At 48.4% G+C, this 19,106-nt stretch carries 11 protein-coding genes; 6 read left to right on the plus strand and 5 right to left on the minus strand.

Annotation, left to right across the window (positions count from 1 at the left end; translation table 11 throughout):
• Positions 1-233: 233 nt before the first annotated feature.
• Positions 234-1,475, minus strand: a complete 1,242-nt coding sequence (locus ACEW9O_RS27350; RefSeq protein ID WP_373553413.1) for a dipeptidase — start codon at positions 1,473-1,475, stop codon at positions 234-236.
• A 168-nt stretch (positions 1,476-1,643) separates the two neighbouring features.
• Here ACEW9O_RS27350 and ACEW9O_RS27355 point away from each other — a divergent pair, with 168 nt between their 5' ends.
• A complete protein-coding gene (locus ACEW9O_RS27355; RefSeq protein WP_373553414.1) occupies positions 1,644-2,033 on the plus strand; it encodes a hypothetical protein in 390 nt (129 codons plus the stop codon).
• Positions 2,034-2,431: 398 nt separating this feature from the next.
• On the opposite strand, the gene ACEW9O_RS27360 is transcribed toward ACEW9O_RS27355, so the two are convergent.
• The 3 genes from ACEW9O_RS27360 to paaZ all read right to left on the minus strand — a co-directional run bounded on the left by ACEW9O_RS27360 (position 2,432) and on the right by paaZ (position 7,545).
• A complete protein-coding gene (locus tag ACEW9O_RS27360; RefSeq protein WP_373553415.1) occupies positions 2,432-4,501 on the minus strand; it encodes a thiamine pyrophosphate-dependent enzyme in 2,070 nt (689 codons plus the stop codon).
• A gap of 124 nt (positions 4,502-4,625) precedes the next feature.
• Complete coding sequence (locus tag ACEW9O_RS27365) at positions 4,626-5,384, minus strand: enoyl-CoA hydratase/isomerase family protein (RefSeq protein ID WP_373553416.1); 759 nt, start codon at positions 5,382-5,384, stop codon at positions 4,626-4,628.
• Positions 5,385-5,490: 106 nt separating this feature from the next.
• The gene (gene paaZ, locus ACEW9O_RS27370; RefSeq protein WP_373553417.1) at positions 5,491-7,545 is read right to left on the minus strand and encodes a phenylacetic acid degradation bifunctional protein PaaZ; all 2,055 of its coding nucleotides are present in this window, start codon (positions 7,543-7,545) and stop codon (positions 5,491-5,493) included.
• A gap of 175 nt (positions 7,546-7,720) precedes the next feature.
• On the opposite strand from paaZ, the gene ACEW9O_RS27375 reads away from it, so the two are divergent.
• The 3 genes from ACEW9O_RS27375 (at position 7,721) to ACEW9O_RS27385 (ending at position 12,045) form a co-directional block, all read left to right on the plus strand.
• Positions 7,721-8,629, plus strand: coding sequence for an alpha/beta hydrolase (locus ACEW9O_RS27375; protein ID WP_373553418.1), 909 nt, complete (start codon positions 7,721-7,723; stop codon positions 8,627-8,629).
• An 81-nt stretch (positions 8,630-8,710) separates the two neighbouring features.
• Positions 8,711-10,777, plus strand: a complete 2,067-nt coding sequence (locus ACEW9O_RS27380; protein ID WP_373553419.1) for a prolyl oligopeptidase family serine peptidase — start codon at positions 8,711-8,713, stop codon at positions 10,775-10,777.
• A 224-nt stretch (positions 10,778-11,001) separates the two neighbouring features.
• Complete coding sequence (locus tag ACEW9O_RS27385; RefSeq protein WP_373553420.1) at positions 11,002-12,045, plus strand: PmoA family protein; 1,044 nt, start codon at positions 11,002-11,004, stop codon at positions 12,043-12,045.
• A gap of 125 nt (positions 12,046-12,170) precedes the next feature.
• On the opposite strand, the gene ACEW9O_RS27390 is transcribed toward ACEW9O_RS27385, so the two are convergent.
• Positions 12,171-13,247, minus strand: coding sequence for a trypsin-like peptidase domain-containing protein (locus ACEW9O_RS27390; protein ID WP_373553421.1), 1,077 nt, complete (start codon positions 13,245-13,247; stop codon positions 12,171-12,173).
• Between the two features lie 135 nt (positions 13,248-13,382).
• On the opposite strand from ACEW9O_RS27390, the gene ACEW9O_RS27395 reads away from it, so the two are divergent.
• Both ACEW9O_RS27395 and ACEW9O_RS27400 read left to right on the plus strand, forming a co-directional pair.
• Positions 13,383-14,153: a TerC family protein gene (locus tag ACEW9O_RS27395; RefSeq protein ID WP_373553422.1), complete on the plus strand. Its 771-nt coding sequence runs from the start codon at positions 13,383-13,385 to the stop codon at positions 14,151-14,153.
• 255 nt (positions 14,154-14,408) lie between these two features.
• Positions 14,409-18,932 (plus strand): T9SS type A sorting domain-containing protein, encoded by a 4,524-nt coding sequence (locus tag ACEW9O_RS27400; protein WP_373553423.1) that lies wholly within the window; start codon positions 14,409-14,411, stop codon positions 18,930-18,932.
• Positions 18,933-19,106 lie beyond the last annotated feature (174 nt).

Here is a 19,106-nt window from a genome sequence, read left to right on the forward strand (position 1 = left end):
AAGGTTTAGGCTACCGCGAGCGACTTAGAGAAGAACATTGTCAAAATCGCTCGCGGTAGCCTAAACCTTCCTCAACCTCCCTAAACCTTAATTTCAATAACCCAAATTTGGGCTGGTCATTCCAAAGACAAAGTGCCTTGATTCGCGTCAAGGCACTTTGCATTTTTGCACTATGGAAATTGTAATAAAGGTCAAGCAATCTTTGGAACCCGGTTTCGGCCGGGTCTTTTTTATTAACTTTTACTCGCTGCTTTCTCCACGGCCTTCCATACGCGAAGCACGTTTTTGGAACAAATTTTAGCGATGTCTTCTTCGTTGTAGCCGCGTTTCAATAATTCAAAAATCAGATTGGGGTATTGTGATACGTCTTTGAGTCCGGTAGGTAGGGAGTCGCCTACGCCGTCAAAGTCAGAGCCGATACCAACATGGTCAATTCCGATCAGTTTCACCACGTGATCAATGTGATCGGCTACCGTTTTTACGTCAGCGTACAACTTGGGGTTCTTTTTACCAAACTCCTCAATGAGTGGTTTGGCAGCTGCGTCAGAATCCTTAAGGCCTGCTTTTTTCAGGATATCGTTGAGTTCATCGCGTTTTTTGTTGTTGTATTCCGGGATTTTGGAATCCAGAAAGGTGGAGCCAAAATTGATTTGGATGACGCCACCGTTTTTGGCCAAAGCCTTTAATTGATCATCACTCATGTTGCGCTGCCAGCCTGGAGTGAACTTGCGGCAGGAAGAGTGGGAGGCGATGACGGGGATCTTGCTCAGTTTGACCACGTCAAAAAAGGAACTATCCGAAATATGCGACACATCCACCATGATGCCTACCCGGTTCATTTCCTGTACCACTTTTTCGCCAAAAGGGCTTAGGCCGTTCCAGGTACCCGTCGTATCGTAAGAGGAATCACAAATCTGGTTGTCCTTGCCGTGGGTGAGGGTGATGTAGCGAATACCCCGGCGGTGGAAATAGGCCACATTGGCGAGGTCGTCCATCATGGGGGCGCCGTTCTCCATACCCATTGGCATTGAAATTAGACCCTGTTTAAAATTGGCTTCCACTTCAGCAGGTGAGAGGGCGATCTTAAACTTGTCGGGAATCTCGCGGGCAATGCCAGTGACCATATCGATCAGGGAGTCAGCGAGGAGCTTCGCCTTGCCATTGAGCTGGTAGGACGAAGGGATGTAAATCGACATGAAGGGGCAACTCAGGCCACCTTTTTTGGCGCGCACATAATCGAAGTCACCTTCCTTGGTTTCCACCGGAATCCCGATGTATTGGCGGGTCAACTGAAAATTGGTCACTTTGAGGCGGTAAGGCAAATCTACGTGTCCATCAATGATGATGTACTTGTGGGCCAATTGGTCGGCTAAAGCACGTGTGGCTTCATCCGATTGGTTTTTAAGGGCTACCTTGGGTGAACAACTCCAGCTCAGCACCAGTAGCAGGCATAGGTAGGGCAATTTTTTGAGCATGACTAAAAATTTTGAAAACAAAGTAGTTTGTGTGAAAATGACTTATTCAGTCTGTTTGAGTTGGAAATGTAGCTACTTTTTGGCGTTTTTACGTCAAAATCGCTGTGAGTTCTTTTATTTTACATGCAAGAAAATGCAACTGTTTAATCATAATCTAAAGTGTGAACCATGTTTGGAAAATTCCTACTCCCAATCCTATGTATTTTGGTTTTTGGTCTAAAAGGTTTTGCGCAAAGTCCGGTCAAAGCGAAACCGGTTTACTGTGACAACTTACCTAGCGCTTACGATGCCAAAGCCAAACCCAAGGCCCTTCCTGTGTTTAATACCAAAACCGGACTAGAATACCGAGTGCAGGTGGCTGTACTCAAAGATACCGACCCCCGCAATTACCATTTTCACAATAGTCTGGCCGCTCGTTATCAGCCCTGTGAGCAAGTGTGGATTGTAGAGTCTAAAAAGACCTTTAAGAGCAGAGCAGAGGCGGAGCGCCTGAAGGCAGAGTTGGAAAGGTTGGGGTACCCCGGGAGTTACATTACGACGATTGTGTCGTATGAGTAGGTAAAGCAGGTTCCAGGGTTCCTGAGTCCCAATCACCCAAAACATTTTTTACCGCAGAGTTTCGCTGAGTAAGCACGGAGTTTCGCAGAGTTTAGGACACCTTCGGTGGCTAAGATTACTCAGAGACGCCTTGAATAAACACTAATGCCAAACAATCAAATTCTAATCGTACTCGACCTCCGGCCACCGGAGGTGGCGAAACTTTTAAAAACTAATAAAACTCTGCGAAACTCCGTGCTTACTCTGCGAAACTCTGCGGTAAAAAAATCAATTAAGTCAAATTTCATGTTAACTTATTGAATAAGTGTGGGCCACTATTGTCGACTCAGGTCAATGATTGCTGCAAATACAATCAGCCCCAATTGCCAATAAAATGCTGGTTTGATCCTGCAAAATACTCAATACCCCAACACCTTCTCCATCTCCACAGCCACCTTCTCCGCCGATAACAACATCTCCCTTTCCAACACCTCACTCAGCGGGATCGCTGGAACGTTCGCAGCGCCAATCGTAACCACGGGCGCATCCAGGAACTTGAAGCAGTGCTGTTGAATCCGCGCAGCAATACTTTGAGCAAAGCTGCAATTCACTGGCTCTTCGGTAATCACCAACACTCGTCCATGTTTTTTAGCCCCAGTATAAATCGCTTCCTCATCCAGTGGAGCGATGCTCCGCAGGTCGAGGATTTCGATGCGGCCAGGGTAGCTTTTGGCGGCGTTCAAGGCCCAGTGTACCCCCATACCGTAGGTAACCACAAAGAGGGTATTGCTTGAGGCGCTGGCTTCCAGAGCCAGTCGGGCTTTGCCCAGAGGAACTATGTACTCAACATCCGGCTCAATGACCTTGGCCGCTTCGGTGCCTTTTACTTTGGACCAATACAAGCCCTTGTGTTCCAGTACGATTACCGGGTTGGGATCGTGGTAGGCCGCTTTCATCAGGCCCTTCATGTCGGCACCATTGCTGGGGTAGGCAATTTTGATGCCCCGGATGTTGCTCAGTACCGATTCGACACTGGAGCTGTGGTAGGGGCCACCGCTACCATATGCACCAACTGGAATTCGAATCACACAACTCACTGGCCATTTGCCATTAGAGAGGTAACAAGAGCGGCTGACTTCGGTGAACAATTGATTGAGCCCCGGCCAGATGTAATCGGCGAATTGCACTTCCACGATGGGTTTGAGCCCCAATGCCGACATCCCTACCGTACTACCTACAATGAAAGCTTCCTGAATGGGCGTATTGAACACGCGTTCTTTGCCAAATTTTTGGGCCAAGGTGGCCGCTTCGCGGAACACGCCACCCAAGCGCATGCCCACGTCCTGCCCGTACAGGAGGCACTCGGGGTATTTTTGCAGCAGTTCCTCTACGGCGTGCAGGGCGCAGTCCACCATGAGGCTTTCTTCGCCCTGGGCCGGTTGGCGTTGGCCTTTTTCAGCAGTAACGGGAGTGGGGGCAAAATCGTGCAAATACAATTCACCAGGTGCGGGATCTTCCGCTTCCTGGGCCGCTGCAAAATCAGCCCTGACTTGGGCCTGAGCTTGTTGATGGATGCTTTCCAGTTCATCCGCACTCGCCACACCCTCTTCGAGCAGGTGCTTCCAAAACAAGGGGAAAGGATCACGAGTAAGGTGGTAATCCATATCGTCGCGGTACCATTCCTTGCGCACGCCGGAGGTATGGTGACTCAAGAGCGGTACTTCCGCATGCACCAAAAAAGGCCGCCGTTCCTTGCGGATCGTATTGATGACCTCCCGTAGGGTTTCGTAACATTCAAAAAAATCGTTGCCGCCAATGCTGCGGGTTTCCAGGCCTTTAAATCCGGCCGCGTATTCAGCCGCACTTTGGGCTCGAACCTCGGCAGCGCTGGCGGAAATGTCCCAGCCATTGTCTTGCACCAGGTAGAGGATGGGCAGTTTTTTTAACACCGCCATTTGCATGGCTTCCGACACCTCGCCCTCGGTCATGGAGGCATCGCCGAGCGAGCACACGACGATGGGTTTATCAATGGGGTAATCCTTGGTCAAGGCGCGGGATTCCTTGTACCAAAAACCCAGTGCAACACCAGTAGCAGGAATGGCTTGCATCCCCGTGGCGGAGGATTGGTGTGGGATTTTGGGTTTGTCGGCGTCTCTCAAACTGGGGTGAGCATAATAGGTGCGCCCACCGGAAAAAGGGTCGTCGCGTTTGGCCAACAATTGCAACATCAGTTCATAAGGCCGCATCCCGATGCTCAACAACATGGCATCATCCCGATAATAAGGAAACAAATAATCTTGGGGCAACATTTGCATGCCCAGCGCCAATTGCACGGCTTCGTGCCCGCGTGAGGTAGCGTGGACGTATTTGGACACTAGCTTGAAGTTTTCTTCGTACAGGTCCGACATACTTTTGGCGGTAGCCATCAGTCGAAAGGCTTCAAGCAGGGTTTTGGACGGTATGGATAATTTGGTTTTAATAATGGTCATGGTTTAAGGGTATGGTTTAGAGAGGTTGAGGAAGGTTTAGGGAGGTTTAGGCTGCCGTAAGTGTCATTGTCAACATTGCTGCGGCAGCCTAAACCTCCCTAAACCTTCTCAACCTCCTCAACCATTATTTTTTAATTGCTCGTTTAGCATATTCAGTCAGCACCAATCTGCCACTAATGGCGGCCCGTTCTTCCAAAAATTGATCCCAATGACTGGTTCCTTCCCAAAAAATGGCTTTCAACTCGCGCATGGCTTCGGGGCTGGATTGGGCCAGGTTGAGCGCCAGGGCATGTACCCCTTGATCCAGTTCTGCGATGCTGGGGTAAACGTTGGCGAACAACCCACGTTCCATCGCCCAGTGGGCGGAGTACCATTCGGTGGCGTTGATGGCCATTTGGGAAAAAGCCGAGGTACCTATTTTGCGTTCTACCGCAGGCCCGACCACAAAAGGGCCAATGCCTACCGCCAGTTCGCTTAGTTTGACTGCCGCATCCTGAGTAGCCAGACAGTAGTCACAAGCTGCGGCAAGACCTACGCCACCGCCAACCGCTTTGCCCTGGATGCGACCAATCACCAGTTTGGGACTTTTGCGCAGGGCATTGATGACTTTGGCAAAGCCCGTGAAAAAGCGTTTCCCAGTGGCAAAATCTTCAATGGCAGCCAATTCATCAAAACTGGCTCCTGCACAAAAAGTACGGTCACCCGCACTTTTCAGGATGATGACTGTTGTAGCGGGATCCTGACTGGCTTGCTCAATGGTTTCACCCAGTATTTGCAGCAGGGGGCTGGGCATGGAATTATGAGCTGGGTGATGAAAACTGATGACCCCAATTCCGTTTTCGACATGATAGCCCACCTGGCCGGATTGAATCGTTGTTGACATACGTTTTTATGGTTGAGGAGGTTTAGGGAAGTTTAGAAGGTTGAGTGGGTGTGAAAGTGTCAGTGAGAAGTGTGAGCTTGCGGTAGCCTAAACCTTCTCAACTTTCTCAACCTTCCTCAACTTTTTTCCTGACCATGGTGAGAATGGTGGCAATGGCCACCGTCTCATTGGTTTGGTCAAATACTTCTACCAACCATTTAACGATTCCTTTGGGCACATCGTTCTCATCGCGCTGCTCCTGAGCGATTTTTTCTTTCACGGTCAAGCGCACCCCGATGGTCATGCCGGGGTAAACGGGCTTGGTGAAACGGCATTCTTCTAAGCCGTAGTTGAGCAAAACTGGCCCTTTACGCGGCTCCACAAACATCCCCGCTGCTTTGGAAAGAATCCAATAACCGTGGGCGACCCGGCGCTCAAAGGGAGTTCCCTCCAGGGCAGTTTCGTCCACATGGGCATAAAAATGATCCCCAGTCAGGTTGGCAAAATTGATGATGTCGCTCTCCGTGACGGTGTGTTTGTGGGTACTCAAGGTTTCGCCGATCAGTAGGTCTTCGAAGTATTTGCGGAAGGGGTGAATTTCGGCCTCGGGTTGAGCCCCGCCTACCTGGTATACTTCGGTGATTTGGCCCAGCATGGTTGGATGCCCCTGGATGGCAGTGCGTTGCAGGTAGTGTTTGATGCCCCGTAAACCGCCCAGTTCTTCGCCGCCACCCGCCCGACCCGGGCCACCGTGCGCCAACAAGGGCATTGGTGATCCATGCCCCGTGCTCTCTTTCGCGCTAGCCTCATTGAGGATCAGGATGCGCCCGTGATACGGTGCAGCCTCCATGACGTACTCTTGTGCAAAACGAGGATCGGCCGTGGCAATGGTACTGACCAATGAACCTTTTCCCAGATTGACCAATTCAATGGCCTCCGCCAAATCGTGGTAAGGCATTAAGGTACTCACGGGGCCAAAAGCTTCAATTTGGTGGGTATTGGTGTATTTCGAGGGTTGATCGTTGCGCAAGAGGATGGGGGCAAAAAAGGCCCCTTTGGCTTTATCTGCGCCGAGTACTTCAAACTGATCCAGGTTGCCGAAGGCTAAGGTGGAGTTTTGGAGCAGTTTTTCTACCTGCTGGCGGACTTCCTGCTGTTGGGTTTTGCTGACCAAGGCGCCCATACGTACCCCTTCCGTGCGTGGATCACCCAGGGTGGTTTGGGCCAGCATTTTGGACAAGGCATTTTGGACCGCTTCAATCCGGTCCCCAGGGACAAAAATGCGGCGAATGGCGGTACATTTTTGACCGGTTTTGGCCGTCATTTCGCGGCGAATTTCTTTGAGGAACAGGTCGAAATCGGGGCTGCCGGGTTCAACATCTGGCCCCAATACAATGGCATTGAGGCTATCGGACTCCATATTGAAAGGAACACTGTGCTGGATGATACTGGGTAAGGCCCGCAATTGTTGGCCAGTTGACGCCGAACCGGTGAAAGTGACAACGTCCTGTTCACACAAGTCATCAAGAATACCTACCCCGCTGCCACATACCAATTGCACTGCGCCTGCGGGTAAAATGCCAGAAGTAACGATGTCGCGCACCATAATTTCGCTGAGGTACGAAGTAACTTCAGAGGGTTTGACTACGGCGGGCATTCCTGCCAATAGATTAGCCGAGAGTTTTTCCAATAGGCCCCAGATGGGAAAATTGAAGGCGTTGATGTGGATGGCTACCCCATGTTTGGGCACCATGAGGTGGTGGCCGATAAAACTACCTTCTTTTGATAATTTAGCGGCTTCGCCATCCAGGTACCAGCGGGTATCGGGCAACTTGCGCCGCAGGCTGGCATAGGCAAACAGGGTGCTGATGCCCCCATCAATGTCAATCCAACTATCCGCCCGGGTGGCCCCGCTACGGTAACTTAGTGTATAGTACTTTTCTTTGTGTTCATTGAGGAATAAGGCCAGGGCTTTGAGCATCCGCCCGCGCTCCTGGAAGCTCATTTTGCGCAAGGCAGGTCCACCCACTTTGCGGGCGTAGTGGAGGATGGCACTGTAGTCCAATCCTTCACTCCCGCAAGTACTAATGAGTGTACCATCGATGGCATCGAATTGAGGGATACCCACTCCATCATGGGGCACCCAGGCTCCCTGTAAGTAATTGTGGAGCTTGGTAGACATGTTTTGGTTCTATTTGGTCAAGGACTGAGTAATACGAATGAATGTTCGTTTGCAAAGGTAGGAGATTTTTGGGATTCAGTACAATTAATTTATGTTTTGTCGTAAGCTTTCAGGCTGGAGGTTGTATTTTACCTTTAATTTCAGACAAACAATAAGCATTTAAACCACCTGCATCATGCTAAAGATCTTTCAAATTGGAATTTTGCTCAACTTAATCAGTGTTATGTCAAGCGCACAAACACCTACTGAAATTCCACTTTATCCCGGTCCGATTCCCAATTCCAAGCCCACTGCGGCGAAGGAACGTGTAGACAAGCGGCCCAATGGCACCCGTTTTATAATTGGCACTACTGAACCTACTCTGACAGTGTATATCCCCCAAAAGCCCAATGGGAAAGGGGTCGTGATTTGTCCCGGTGGTGGCTATTCGGGTACCGCTATTGATCATGAAGGTTTTGATGTTGCCAAAGCTTTTAATGCCATTGGCGTGGCTGCATTTGTGCTCAAATACCGCATGCCACTGGACACCTCCTGTATTGACAAAAGCATTGCGCCATTGCAGGATGCCCAGCAAGCCATTCGTTTGGTGCGCAAAAATGCCGCTAAATGGAAGGTGAATCCCCGTAAAGTGGGAATCATGGGTTTTTCGGCAGGCGGGCACCTCGCTGCAACGGCAGCGACCCATTTTTACGAAAATGCCGACCCTGCTGAAAAAGATACTACCAGTGTACGACCCGATTTTGCCGTTTTGATTTATCCGGTCATTAGTCTCAGTTACGAGTTGGCGCACGGGGGCTCGCGGGATAAATTATTGGGGGTAAAACATACCACTGCACAGCAATTTAAATTTTCCAATGAACTACAAGTAACTGCCCTCACGCCACCAAGCTTTTTGGTACATTCTGCGGATGATGGCGCAGTGAAAGTGGACAACAGCATCGCTTTTTACCAGGCGCTGAACAAATTCAAAATTCCGGTGGAAATGCACTTGTACCCCAAGGGCGGACATGGCTATGGCATGAACAATCCGACGACGACGGACAAATGGTTTGATCGACTGGGGAATTGGCTGAAGAGTTTGTAATTTGTTAATGAGTTGATGTGCTGATTGGCTAATGATGGCGCATCAACTCATTTTTTCCATTCAATATAAATCCGACTGACAATGAAAAAGAGCACCTTACCCATATTCATGTTGGCACTTAGTGCTGTTCTTTTCAATCAAACTTTTGCCCAAAAAGGTGCCAGTACCAGCTTCGAACAAGTGATTGCCCTGCGCAATGTGGGCACTCCGATTCTCTCTCCAGACGGTCAGCACATTCTCTACACCGTGACTAGTACAGATTGGAAAGAAAATGGCTACGACACCGAAATCTGGCTGGCGCGCAATGGGGAAGAGCCTTTTCAATTGACCCGCAGCGGCAAAAGCAGCAGCACTTCGGCCAAGTGGTCGCCCGATGGGAAATGGATTGCATTCAGCAGCAGCCGGAACGACAAAAACCAAATCTTCGTGATCCGCCCCAATGGTGGTGAAGCCCAACAAGTGAGTTTTGAAGAGGATGGGGTAGGCACTTTTGAATGGTCGCCGGATGGTAAACAATTTGCCCTGTTTAAACAAGACCCGGAAAGTAAGGAAGAAAAAAAACGCAAAGAGCGCTATGGCGGTTGGGCCGCCGATGATGCGGAATACCGCCTTTCGCACCTGTGGCTACTGGAATTTAAGCCAGATTTGCTCCCCGCACCCAACGAAATGCCTTGCTACGAGGAGAAAAAAGATTCTGGCCAAAAAAGTGATTGCATCAATTACCCCAAAGCAGTGCGCCTGACCGAAGGCCAGTTTACCATCAGCAATTTTGATTGGTCGCCAGATGGGAAAATGATCGCCTACACCCGGCAACCGAATCCCTTGATCAATTTTTCAATGTATTCCGACATTGAAGTGATGGAGGTGGCGAGTAAAAAGATTGTATTCAGTGTGAAAAATCCATCCGTGGACAATTTTGCCGCCTGGTCGCCAGATTCCAAAAAGATTCTGTACACCACTAATTTAGAGGATACTACGGCCTTTTATTACAAAAATGACCAAGTGCTGGTGGCCGATTTGCAAGGGGGGAAACCCAATCGGGTAGCCCAGTATTTTGATGAAGACATCAGTGCTTTGAGCTGGAATGCTGCGGGGGTATTTTTTACTGCTTATCAAGGCACCCAACGCTGGCTTTTTCGGCTTGATCCCCTCAGTGGGCAATACAAGGCCTTGATCAGTGGCAACGAGGTGTTGGGCGGCTACAGTTTTTCCAAAGATGGCAAAATGCTGGCTTATAGCACTTCCAGTGCTACCACCCTCAGTGAAATTTTCAAAACGCCTGTTTCCATCCTCAAGCCTGTACAAATTACCCAGATGAGCAAACAAATTGCGGGCTGGAAAACGGCGCTGAGTGAAGTGATCCGTTGGAAAAGTAAAGATGGGGCAGGGATAGAAGGGGTGCTCCACAAACCTCAAAACTACGATCCTGCTAAAAAATACCCCTTGCTGGTGATGATCCACGGTGGGCCAACTGGCATTGACCTGCCTCAGCCTGTACCGGGCAGTGTTTATCCGGTGCTGCAATGGCTGGAAAAAGGGGCCTTAGTACTGCGGGTAAACTACCGGGGTTCGGCGGGCTACGGCGAAAAATTCCGCTCGCTCAACGTGCGCAACCTGGGTGTGGGCGATATGTGGGACGTGATGTCGGGGGTAGATCACCTCATTGCCAAGGGTGTGGTGGACGAAAACCGCATGGGCTGTATGGGCTGGAGCCAGGGTGGCTACATTTCGGCATTCCTCACCACCAATACGGACCGCTTTAAGGCCATTTCAGTAGGGGCAGGTATTTCCAACTGGATGACTTACTACGTCAACACCGATATCCACCCCTTTACGCGCCAATACCTGCAAGCTACGCCCTGGAGCGACCCGGAAATTTACCAAAAAACCTCACCGATGACGAGCATCAAAAACGCCAAAACGCCAACGCTGATTCAGCACGGGGAGTTTGATCGGCGGGTGCCGATTGCGAATGCATATGAGTTATTGCAAGGTTTGCAGGACAATCAGGTGCCGGCAAAATTGGTAGTGTACAAAGGTTTCGGACATGGCATCAACAAGCCAAAGGAAAGGTTGGCGGCCATGTGGCACAATTGGGAGTGGTTCAATAAATATTTGTGGGGGGAGGATGTGGTGATGGGGGAGTAAAAGTGAAAAGTAAAAGTGAAAAGTGAAAAGTGTGCTACCGCAGCGACTTATGGAGCGTTGTAACTCAACGGCACTGCGGTGGCCCATTTTTTATTCTCTCTTCTGGCATTTATTTAAAAACTCCAACATACAGCACATCTACCTTTAGAACTTGCAAAGGCCTAAAATCTTTACCTTGCCGTACAGGTTTTAGCCATTACATACGTCTTTTTCAAAAACAAAACATGAAAAATAGTCTTGCCAAGTTGCTTTTTATCCTCTGCTGTCTAACGCCCATGACTCAAATCTCTGCTCAAAAAGTAAACGTCGTGTCCAAACCGGGCGAACGTAAAGTAGACATTTTGGTAGATGGAAAACCCTTTACTTCTTACATCTATCCCAGTGATTCGGTGCTCAAAAAGCCGGTGCTTTTCCCAGTATACACCCCTCAAGGTACGATGGTAACCCGTGGCTACCCCATGATGCCGCGCGCTGGTGAACGGGTGGATCACCCCCACCATGTTGGTATTTGGCTCAATTATGAAGCAGTCAATGGCAACGACTTTTGGAACAATTCCACGGCCATCAAAGACCGCTCAAAATACGGCACCATCAAACACAAGGAAATCCTCAAGACCAAAAGTGGCAAAGGTAAAGGCTCCCTGGCGGTGAGTGCCGACTGGTATTTGTCGGACGGCAAAGGTAAACATGTGTTGGTGGAAAAAACTGATTTCGTCTTTTACGCCCGCCAAAACCTGCGCATCATCGACCGCAGCACTACCCTCACTGCTCAGGGCGACACTGTTCATTTTAAAGATGTAAAAGATGGTTTTTTTGCCATCCGACTGGCCCGCGAGCTGGAGCATCCTTCCAATGCAGCCGATAATTTTGTGGATGCCAACGGGATTGTAACCCGAGTAGAAAAAATGGACAACACCAACATCACCGGAAATTACCGCAGCAGCGAAGGCATAGAAGGGGAAAAAGTGTGGAGTACCCGGGGCAAATGGGTGAATCTGAGTGGACGCATCGGCAACGAAGACATTGCCGTTTGTATCATCGACCATCCGCAAAACCTGAAATACCCGACCTATTGGCATGCCCGGGGCTATGGCTTGTTTGCGGCAAATCCGCTGGGTGCCAAGGTGTTTTCCAATGGTAAGGATGAACTCAACCTCAAATTGGCGCCTGGTCAGTCGGTGACCTTTAAATACAGGGTAGTGGTGGCTACCGGGAAATTGAGTGATGAGGAGATCAATGGGTTGGCGAAAGAATTTGGAGAAAAGTGATCACTAAGAGAACCAAAGCGACATTTTTTTATCACAAAGGAAAAACAAAGAGGACACAAAGGGCACAAAGTTAGACGTTGACGAGCTTTGTGCCCTTTGTAATAATATGTCGATTTAGTAACCCTTCATTCTGTTCTCCATACTGCACCATATTCCTCCACCAAAACATTGTCATAGTGGTCCGCTTGATCAAACAGGTTTTGGAACATCTTCAAACCCGTTTCAACATTCAAATACCGATCGTGGATGATCAGTGAAAGGATGATGGCCTGGTCTTTGATGCTGAGCGCAAGCCCTTCGAGCGTATAGTTTTGGCGCAATAAAAATTCGTAGAGCGGTTTAATATTGGCTTTGGGCAGCGAACAAAGGTAGGCATCGCCCGTAATGATGCCATTGCCCTCGTGGTAATGGATGTTGATTTTGGCACTGCCTTGGGTGATCGTCCAACAATTGGGGCCAGAGCGGGAAAGTGGTGCCTGGTGCCCAGCTTGTTCAATCATTTCTTCTAAGGTAGCCGCTACCCCCATGGGTTCAAATTCTTCTACACCATCGGGCAAGCTCAACTTGGCACCACAATGTGGGCAATATTGCCCTTCGATGTTGGACTTGAATACCCCATTGCTGCAGGAATGACAACGTACCCCCAATTGGCCATTCCCTTTTTGAAACTCGGTCAAAGCCTCGGCCAGGTGCTGCACGGGCAAACTGATGCCAATGCTGTTGCCATCTTTTACCTTGAACGTATTGACCCCCACTACTTCCCCCTTTTCATTGATCAATGGCCCTCCACTATTTCCTGGATTGAGTGCGGCATCGTGCTGGATGTACAAAATCTGTTCAATCTCATGCCGCGTATTAGATACAATTCCCTGACTTGCCGAATATTTAAATCCAAAGGGATGCCCAACCGCCACTACTGGATCGCCCTGCCGAACGGGGCTGTCCACACCCAGTTTGATACTCGGGGCATCTACAGCTGGAGCTGCAACAAATGCCAAATCATGCCGCTCATCAATGAACAAAACCTTGGCCAATTGTTTGGGAAAATGCTCGCCATTAATGACTACTTCCCGGTTGTCGCGTACGATGTGCTCATTGGTGACGATGATGCCGGAGTCACGCAGGTAAAAGCCAGTACCGATGAAGTAGGGTGTAGCGATTTCGATGACGACGGAGTGGTATAGGTCAATGGCGTTTTGCATGGTGAGGCTTGATGGAATTTGCGGCTGAAAGATAGTGAATCGCAAATTTAAAATCAAACTACTGTGGATTGAAGGCAATTAACAGTTTGTTTTTTAGGTCAACAGGCTATCTTTGCGCTTTTAAAATTGTACTGCATGACCGATTTTTTACACTACATCTTTGGCTCCGACATCCAAGCTGGGCTCCTAGTAGTCCTCAATCTCATCATCATCGAGAGCCTGCTTTCGGTGGACAATGCCGCCGTGTTGGCCACCATGGTCATGGATTTGCCAGCCCAGCAGCGCAGCCGCGCCTTGCGTTATGGCATCATTGGCGCTTACGTATTCAGAGGTTTGTGCTTGATTTTTGCAGCCTGGTTGGTTCAAATTTGGTGGTTGAAACCAGTGGGAGGTTTGTATCTTTTGTTTCTGGCCTACAGTTATTTCAAAGGAAAATCGACGCCAGATGACCCCACTGATGACTACGTCGATAAAAAAGCCAATTGGTTGTATCGTGCCACCCTGGGGTCGCTAGGCCAATTTTGGGCTACGGTCGCTTTGGTGGAATTGATGGATTTGGCCTTTTCGATCGACAACGTTTTTGCAGCAGTAGCTTTTACCGATCGGATTCAATTGATTGTCATAGGCGTTTTTATCGGCATTTTGGCGATGCGCTTTGTAGCACAGGGTTTTGTTGGCTTGATGGAGCGTTTCCCTTTTTTGGAAACCATTGCCTTTGTTGTAATTGGTATTTTGGGCTTGAAATTGACTTTATCTGGCGTTAGTCATTATTTCCCGGAGTCGCCCCTGGCCATCCTTACTGAAGGAGAAACCGCCGACTTGTACACTTCAATTTTGACGGTGGCCTTATTTGTCCTGCCCTTGGCCGGCGCCTATTTCTTCAATTGGCCTGAGCGGAGAAAATAATTTTCAGAATTGTAGGGAATTGACTACTCTAATTTGGGTATTTACACAGACTTACGTTTGTTTTTGTCAAATTGTGATTATCTTTAAGTGTTTTTTTGGCAAATCATTGATCTCATGAAAAAGTGGTTACCGAAGCTGTCAAGTGCAGCTCCAGCAACAATGTATGGAATCACATTCCTACTTCTCCTTCCCTTCTTTATACAGCATGCCTGGGTGAAAAACCCAAGAGTTGCTAGTGCTGTAGCACCAAATTCCGTGCCAAAAATTAGTGTAAAGAAAAAAACTTCATCCAATAGTATTGCTTGCCTGGATGAAGTTAGAATTACCTTAGGAGCAGATTGTGCTTTTAAGGTAACGCCTAATATTGTCGCAGAATACAATGCGATAGATTGCAATCCCGATGGGATGGAATTATTGATCACTGATAAAAGTGGTAAGGCCGTCGCCAATAACCGCCTAACTGGTGAACACGCCGGGCAACGCCTGAAATATTTTTTAAGCCACCCCATTTGTAATCCTGAAGGCTGTTGGGGGATCATTGCGGTTGAAGACAAAAACATGCCCCGAGTAGACCTCGCGCAATTTGATACAACACCAGTTATTTGCAGCAAAATAGAATACCTTCTCAACAACCCCAAAACCATTGGCCACACTACCCGTACCAGTAGCCCTCGCCAATTGATTCCGGGTACTCTTTTGAATTACGCTGAAGTAGAAGACAATGTGCCAAACCTGGGCATCGTAAAATTTGCCAACTGTGACCCGGATTGCCCACTTACCATCAAATGGAGCGATCGGCTTATCGTTTACGGGTGCGACTCTTTGGCCAATAATGGCCTCTATGCCCGCATTTTCCGTACCTGGGTAGCTACCAACTGTTTGGGTAAGTTTATCGATACCGTTCAAACCATTAATGTGTGTCGGCCAGCAGTTTCTGATTTCTATTTCAATGGCCCCGACACATTGGGTTACGATCGGGTAGTGACCTACGCTTCTTGCACACCCAACAAAGCCTTGATTCGACGCATTGATGTTACACCATTTGCCATAAAAAAGCGAGGCTTGTCAGGCACCGTTACCGATACCATGTTTTTGGACAAGCAGCCCTGCAACTACTCTATGCAGATCAAAGATCAGGAGTTTCCCATCTGTGAAGAAAAGGGCTTGAAAATTGACCGCCAGATTTACGTTTTTGATTGGTGTAATGGAGGCGTAGTAGATACTTTCCACGTTTTGATCAAAATTGGAGATTTTGAAGCGCCTAAAATCAGTATGCCCCATCACCCTATTGAGTTGTCAACTGGGCCAATCAATTGTGAGGCCTCAATACCCGTAACGGTCAAAGGGCTAAAAGACGCGCTTGGTATTGATGTAATAGACAACTGCTTCTTATCCAACCTGAGTGTTAAAGTCAAGAGTGAAGACCTGTACACCAAAGGATTTTTGGTAGCCACCAAAGGCCCTGGAGAACCATGGTTTGAGCATATTTATCCCACCACCAATGGAGTGCTGAGTGGCCTTAACCCTGGCCGCCATTGGGTAATCATTGATGCTTTTGATGCTTGTTACAACAGTGTGAAAGATTCAGTCATCATTACAGTCGCAGACCGGATTTCACCCATCATGGTGATCAATGATCAGTTAAACGTATCCCTCAGCAATGGCCTCAACAGCATCCGAGGTTATGCCAAAGCTTGTGTGGGCGACATAAACGAAGGCTCCTCTGATAACTGTATCCTGAAGTGGATGAAAGTACGTCGGAGCGTACCTGAAGCCTGTGTGCTGAGTTTTATTGGCAAAGGTTACGATAGCAACAACAATGGCAAATTAGACCCACTTCCTGCCGATGGGGATTGGACCGAAGCTGATGGTGTTGATTACGATGGAGATGGAAAACTAGCCAGTTTTGGAGAAACTTTTGTACTCACTGAAGATGGGAAACTGCTCACACCCTTATTGCCTTGTGCAGAATTTTTCTGCTGTGACCTCGCGGCAAAAGTAACCGTTGAATTGTGGGGCGAAGACAACAGCGGCAACCGAAATTTTGCTTGGGCTGAAATTTTGCTTGAAGATAAAATTGCGCCACGCTGTGCTGCACCGTACGATGCGACGATTTATTGCACCGATAAATGTATAGGTTCAATCGATGATCCGATTGCGATGAACAGTTGTTTTGGCGACGTCATCGTCTTGAGTGGCAATGATTGTGAAAACAACATTGATACTACCTACAAAGTTATCAAAAAACTAAAATGTGGCGTTGGCACCATTGAGCGCATTTGGACCATTACCAAACAATCTTCCAAAGGGCCAATGTCGACTACCTGTACGCAAATCATCAAGGTTTTGCCCGTACATGAATACAACATCTGTTTCCCCAAGGACGCGGATCAAAAAACCTGTGCCAAACCACTGGTCGATAGTTTGATCAGAAATGAGTTGGCTTGCGATTTGCTTACAGTCAATGTGATTGACAAGCGCTACGATGCTTCAGATGATGAATGTTACAAAATTTTCCGTACGTATACCGTCTTGAACTGGTGCGCTTACGACGACCGTTGTGGCGATCCAATGAGTGTGGACCATGTATATTTGGTGGACCGCGCTGCCTTTAACAATTATGGCAAAGCCCCCATTTATGTTTTGGTGCGCGACAAAGACCGCGACGGTGATGAGGAGTTTTGGTTGTCTCAAAACTTAACTCCAGCGGAAAATACTGACATACGTTTCACCCCTGCTTATTGCCCCGATGCCTACTTAGGCAGTGAATTCGGCAGACCCGTAGGTGAATATTTCCACTCCTTTATGTATACCCAAATCATCAAAGTGTACGATGAAGAAAGACCTTTGGTGACGATCCCCAAACTAGATAAAATACCTACTCGGACTACGGATTGTAAAGCGGATGCCATCATCAATTTTACCGCCAAGGACAATTGTACGGATAAAGTAGAACTGGAGCGGGCGCAACTTATGGTGGCTCCTTTCCAAACCCTCGATCCAGGTTTGATGATTCCTTTCTCCTCCCCACGCTGGGTTATCCGCGAGAGCGCTGGCAATGCTTATCAAGTCACCATCCGTGACCTGCCTGAAGGCAAACACGATCTGATTGTGGTCGTGCGTGATGAGTGCGGCAACTTGAGCCTGCCCACGCGGATTCCATTCGAAATTCGCGACTTGAAAGGACCGGCACCGATTTGTATCAATGGCTTGAGCACCGACCTGATGTCGGATGGCAATGGTGGTGGGATGATTTCGGTATGGGCTACAGATTTTGTCGCTTCCAAAATTTACGATTGCAACGGACAAGGTCCTGAAACCCAAAACGGGCTTAAATTGGTGACCAAATACTCCATCAACCGGGTAGGAGAAACGCCAAACGTTAAACAAACCGGGCTGAATTTTACCTGTGCTGACGCAGGTGTGACCATCAACGTAGAAATTCACGCCTGGGATGAGGTGGGGAACCACGATTTTTGTGTCACGTACCTCCTCTTACAAGACAACCGCAAAGTGTGCCCAACAGGGGCCAGTTACACTGGCGAAATCAGTGGTTTGGTCACTACACTTGATGCCGAGCCACTAGCTGGGGTCAATGTACAAATCAGCGGACAACAGGCCAATCAAACTCAAAACTCAGGTGCTACTGGCAAATTCAACTTTGCTAAACTGCAATTAGGGGCTGATTTCACCATTACACCTCAATACGACAAAGCCCATTTGAATGGGGTGTCGACTTTTGACTTGGTGCAGATCCAAAAACACATCCTGGGAACTAAACTGCTGACGGATCCTTATCAAATCATTGCTGCGGATGTGAACAATTCCCGTACCATTACCACCATCGACCTCATTCAGGTGCGGAAGTTGGTGCTGGGATTGGACGATCGATTCGCTTCGGTGCCTAGCTGGAAGTTCATCCCCGTTGCTTACAAGTTCCCCAACCCGAGCAACCCTTGGCAAGAAGAGTTTCCACAAGTGATCAACGTGAATGACCTGAAGGATAAAGCCAGCAGCGATTTTGTTGGCGTTAAAATGGGAGATGTGAACGGCAGTGCCACAAGCAGCTCCGCCACGGCTGGTACATTGCGCAGCAATCAGGCACTACACATCAAGGCTGAACGCCTCAATCAAACGGAACCCAACTTCAAAGCAGGAGAAAGTTTGACTGTGGCCCTGACCTCCGCAGAGCTGGCGGCTGTGCAAGGGTATCAATTTACCCTCAACTTTGATCCAAAACAGCTGCAACTGGAGAACCTGGAGTACCGCAGCATCAAAGCCGAGAACCTGGGCGTTTTTGCCCCAGAAGGCAACATTACTTTAAGTTGGTACGAAAATGGAGTGCAGTTTGCGCCTGAACAAACCCTGTTGATCTTGCACTTTAAAGCAAAAACAGCGGGTAGTCTTTCCGAAGTTTTGCGCCTCAACAGCCGACGCACTCCTGCCGAAGCATATACCCATAGTGATGAAATCATCGGCGTACAGTTGGATTTGGGCAGCCCCCAAATTATTCCACTCGAAACATTGCTCCAACAAAATACGCCAAACCCATTCAAGGATGAAACGATGATCGAGTTTAGTTTACCCGAGGCAACCCAAGCCACTTTGAGCATTCGGGATGTAGCGGGGCGCTTGTTGTGGTCGAACAGCAGTTTGTTTGCAAAAGGAAACAATCGGATCAACATCAAAGCAGAAGCCCTGCAAGGCAATGGGGTACTTTATTATACCCTGGACGCAGCTGGCTTCACTGCAACACGTAAGATGATTATACTGGATTGATTGCTTTTTAGAGCTTGTTTAGATAAAAAGAGGAAGTGGGGAGAAAAATGTACGTTTTTCTCCCCACTTTGTATTATACTTGTTGAATTACTTGTATTTTTCTTTGTGAGGTATGTTTCTGCCCCTAATCTGGTCATCCCAAGCGGGGTATAAATTCCAAAAAAATAGTATGGA

The organism is Haliscomenobacter sp., assembly GCF_041740695.1.
Lineage (GTDB): Bacteria > Bacteroidota > Bacteroidia > Chitinophagales > Saprospiraceae > Haliscomenobacter.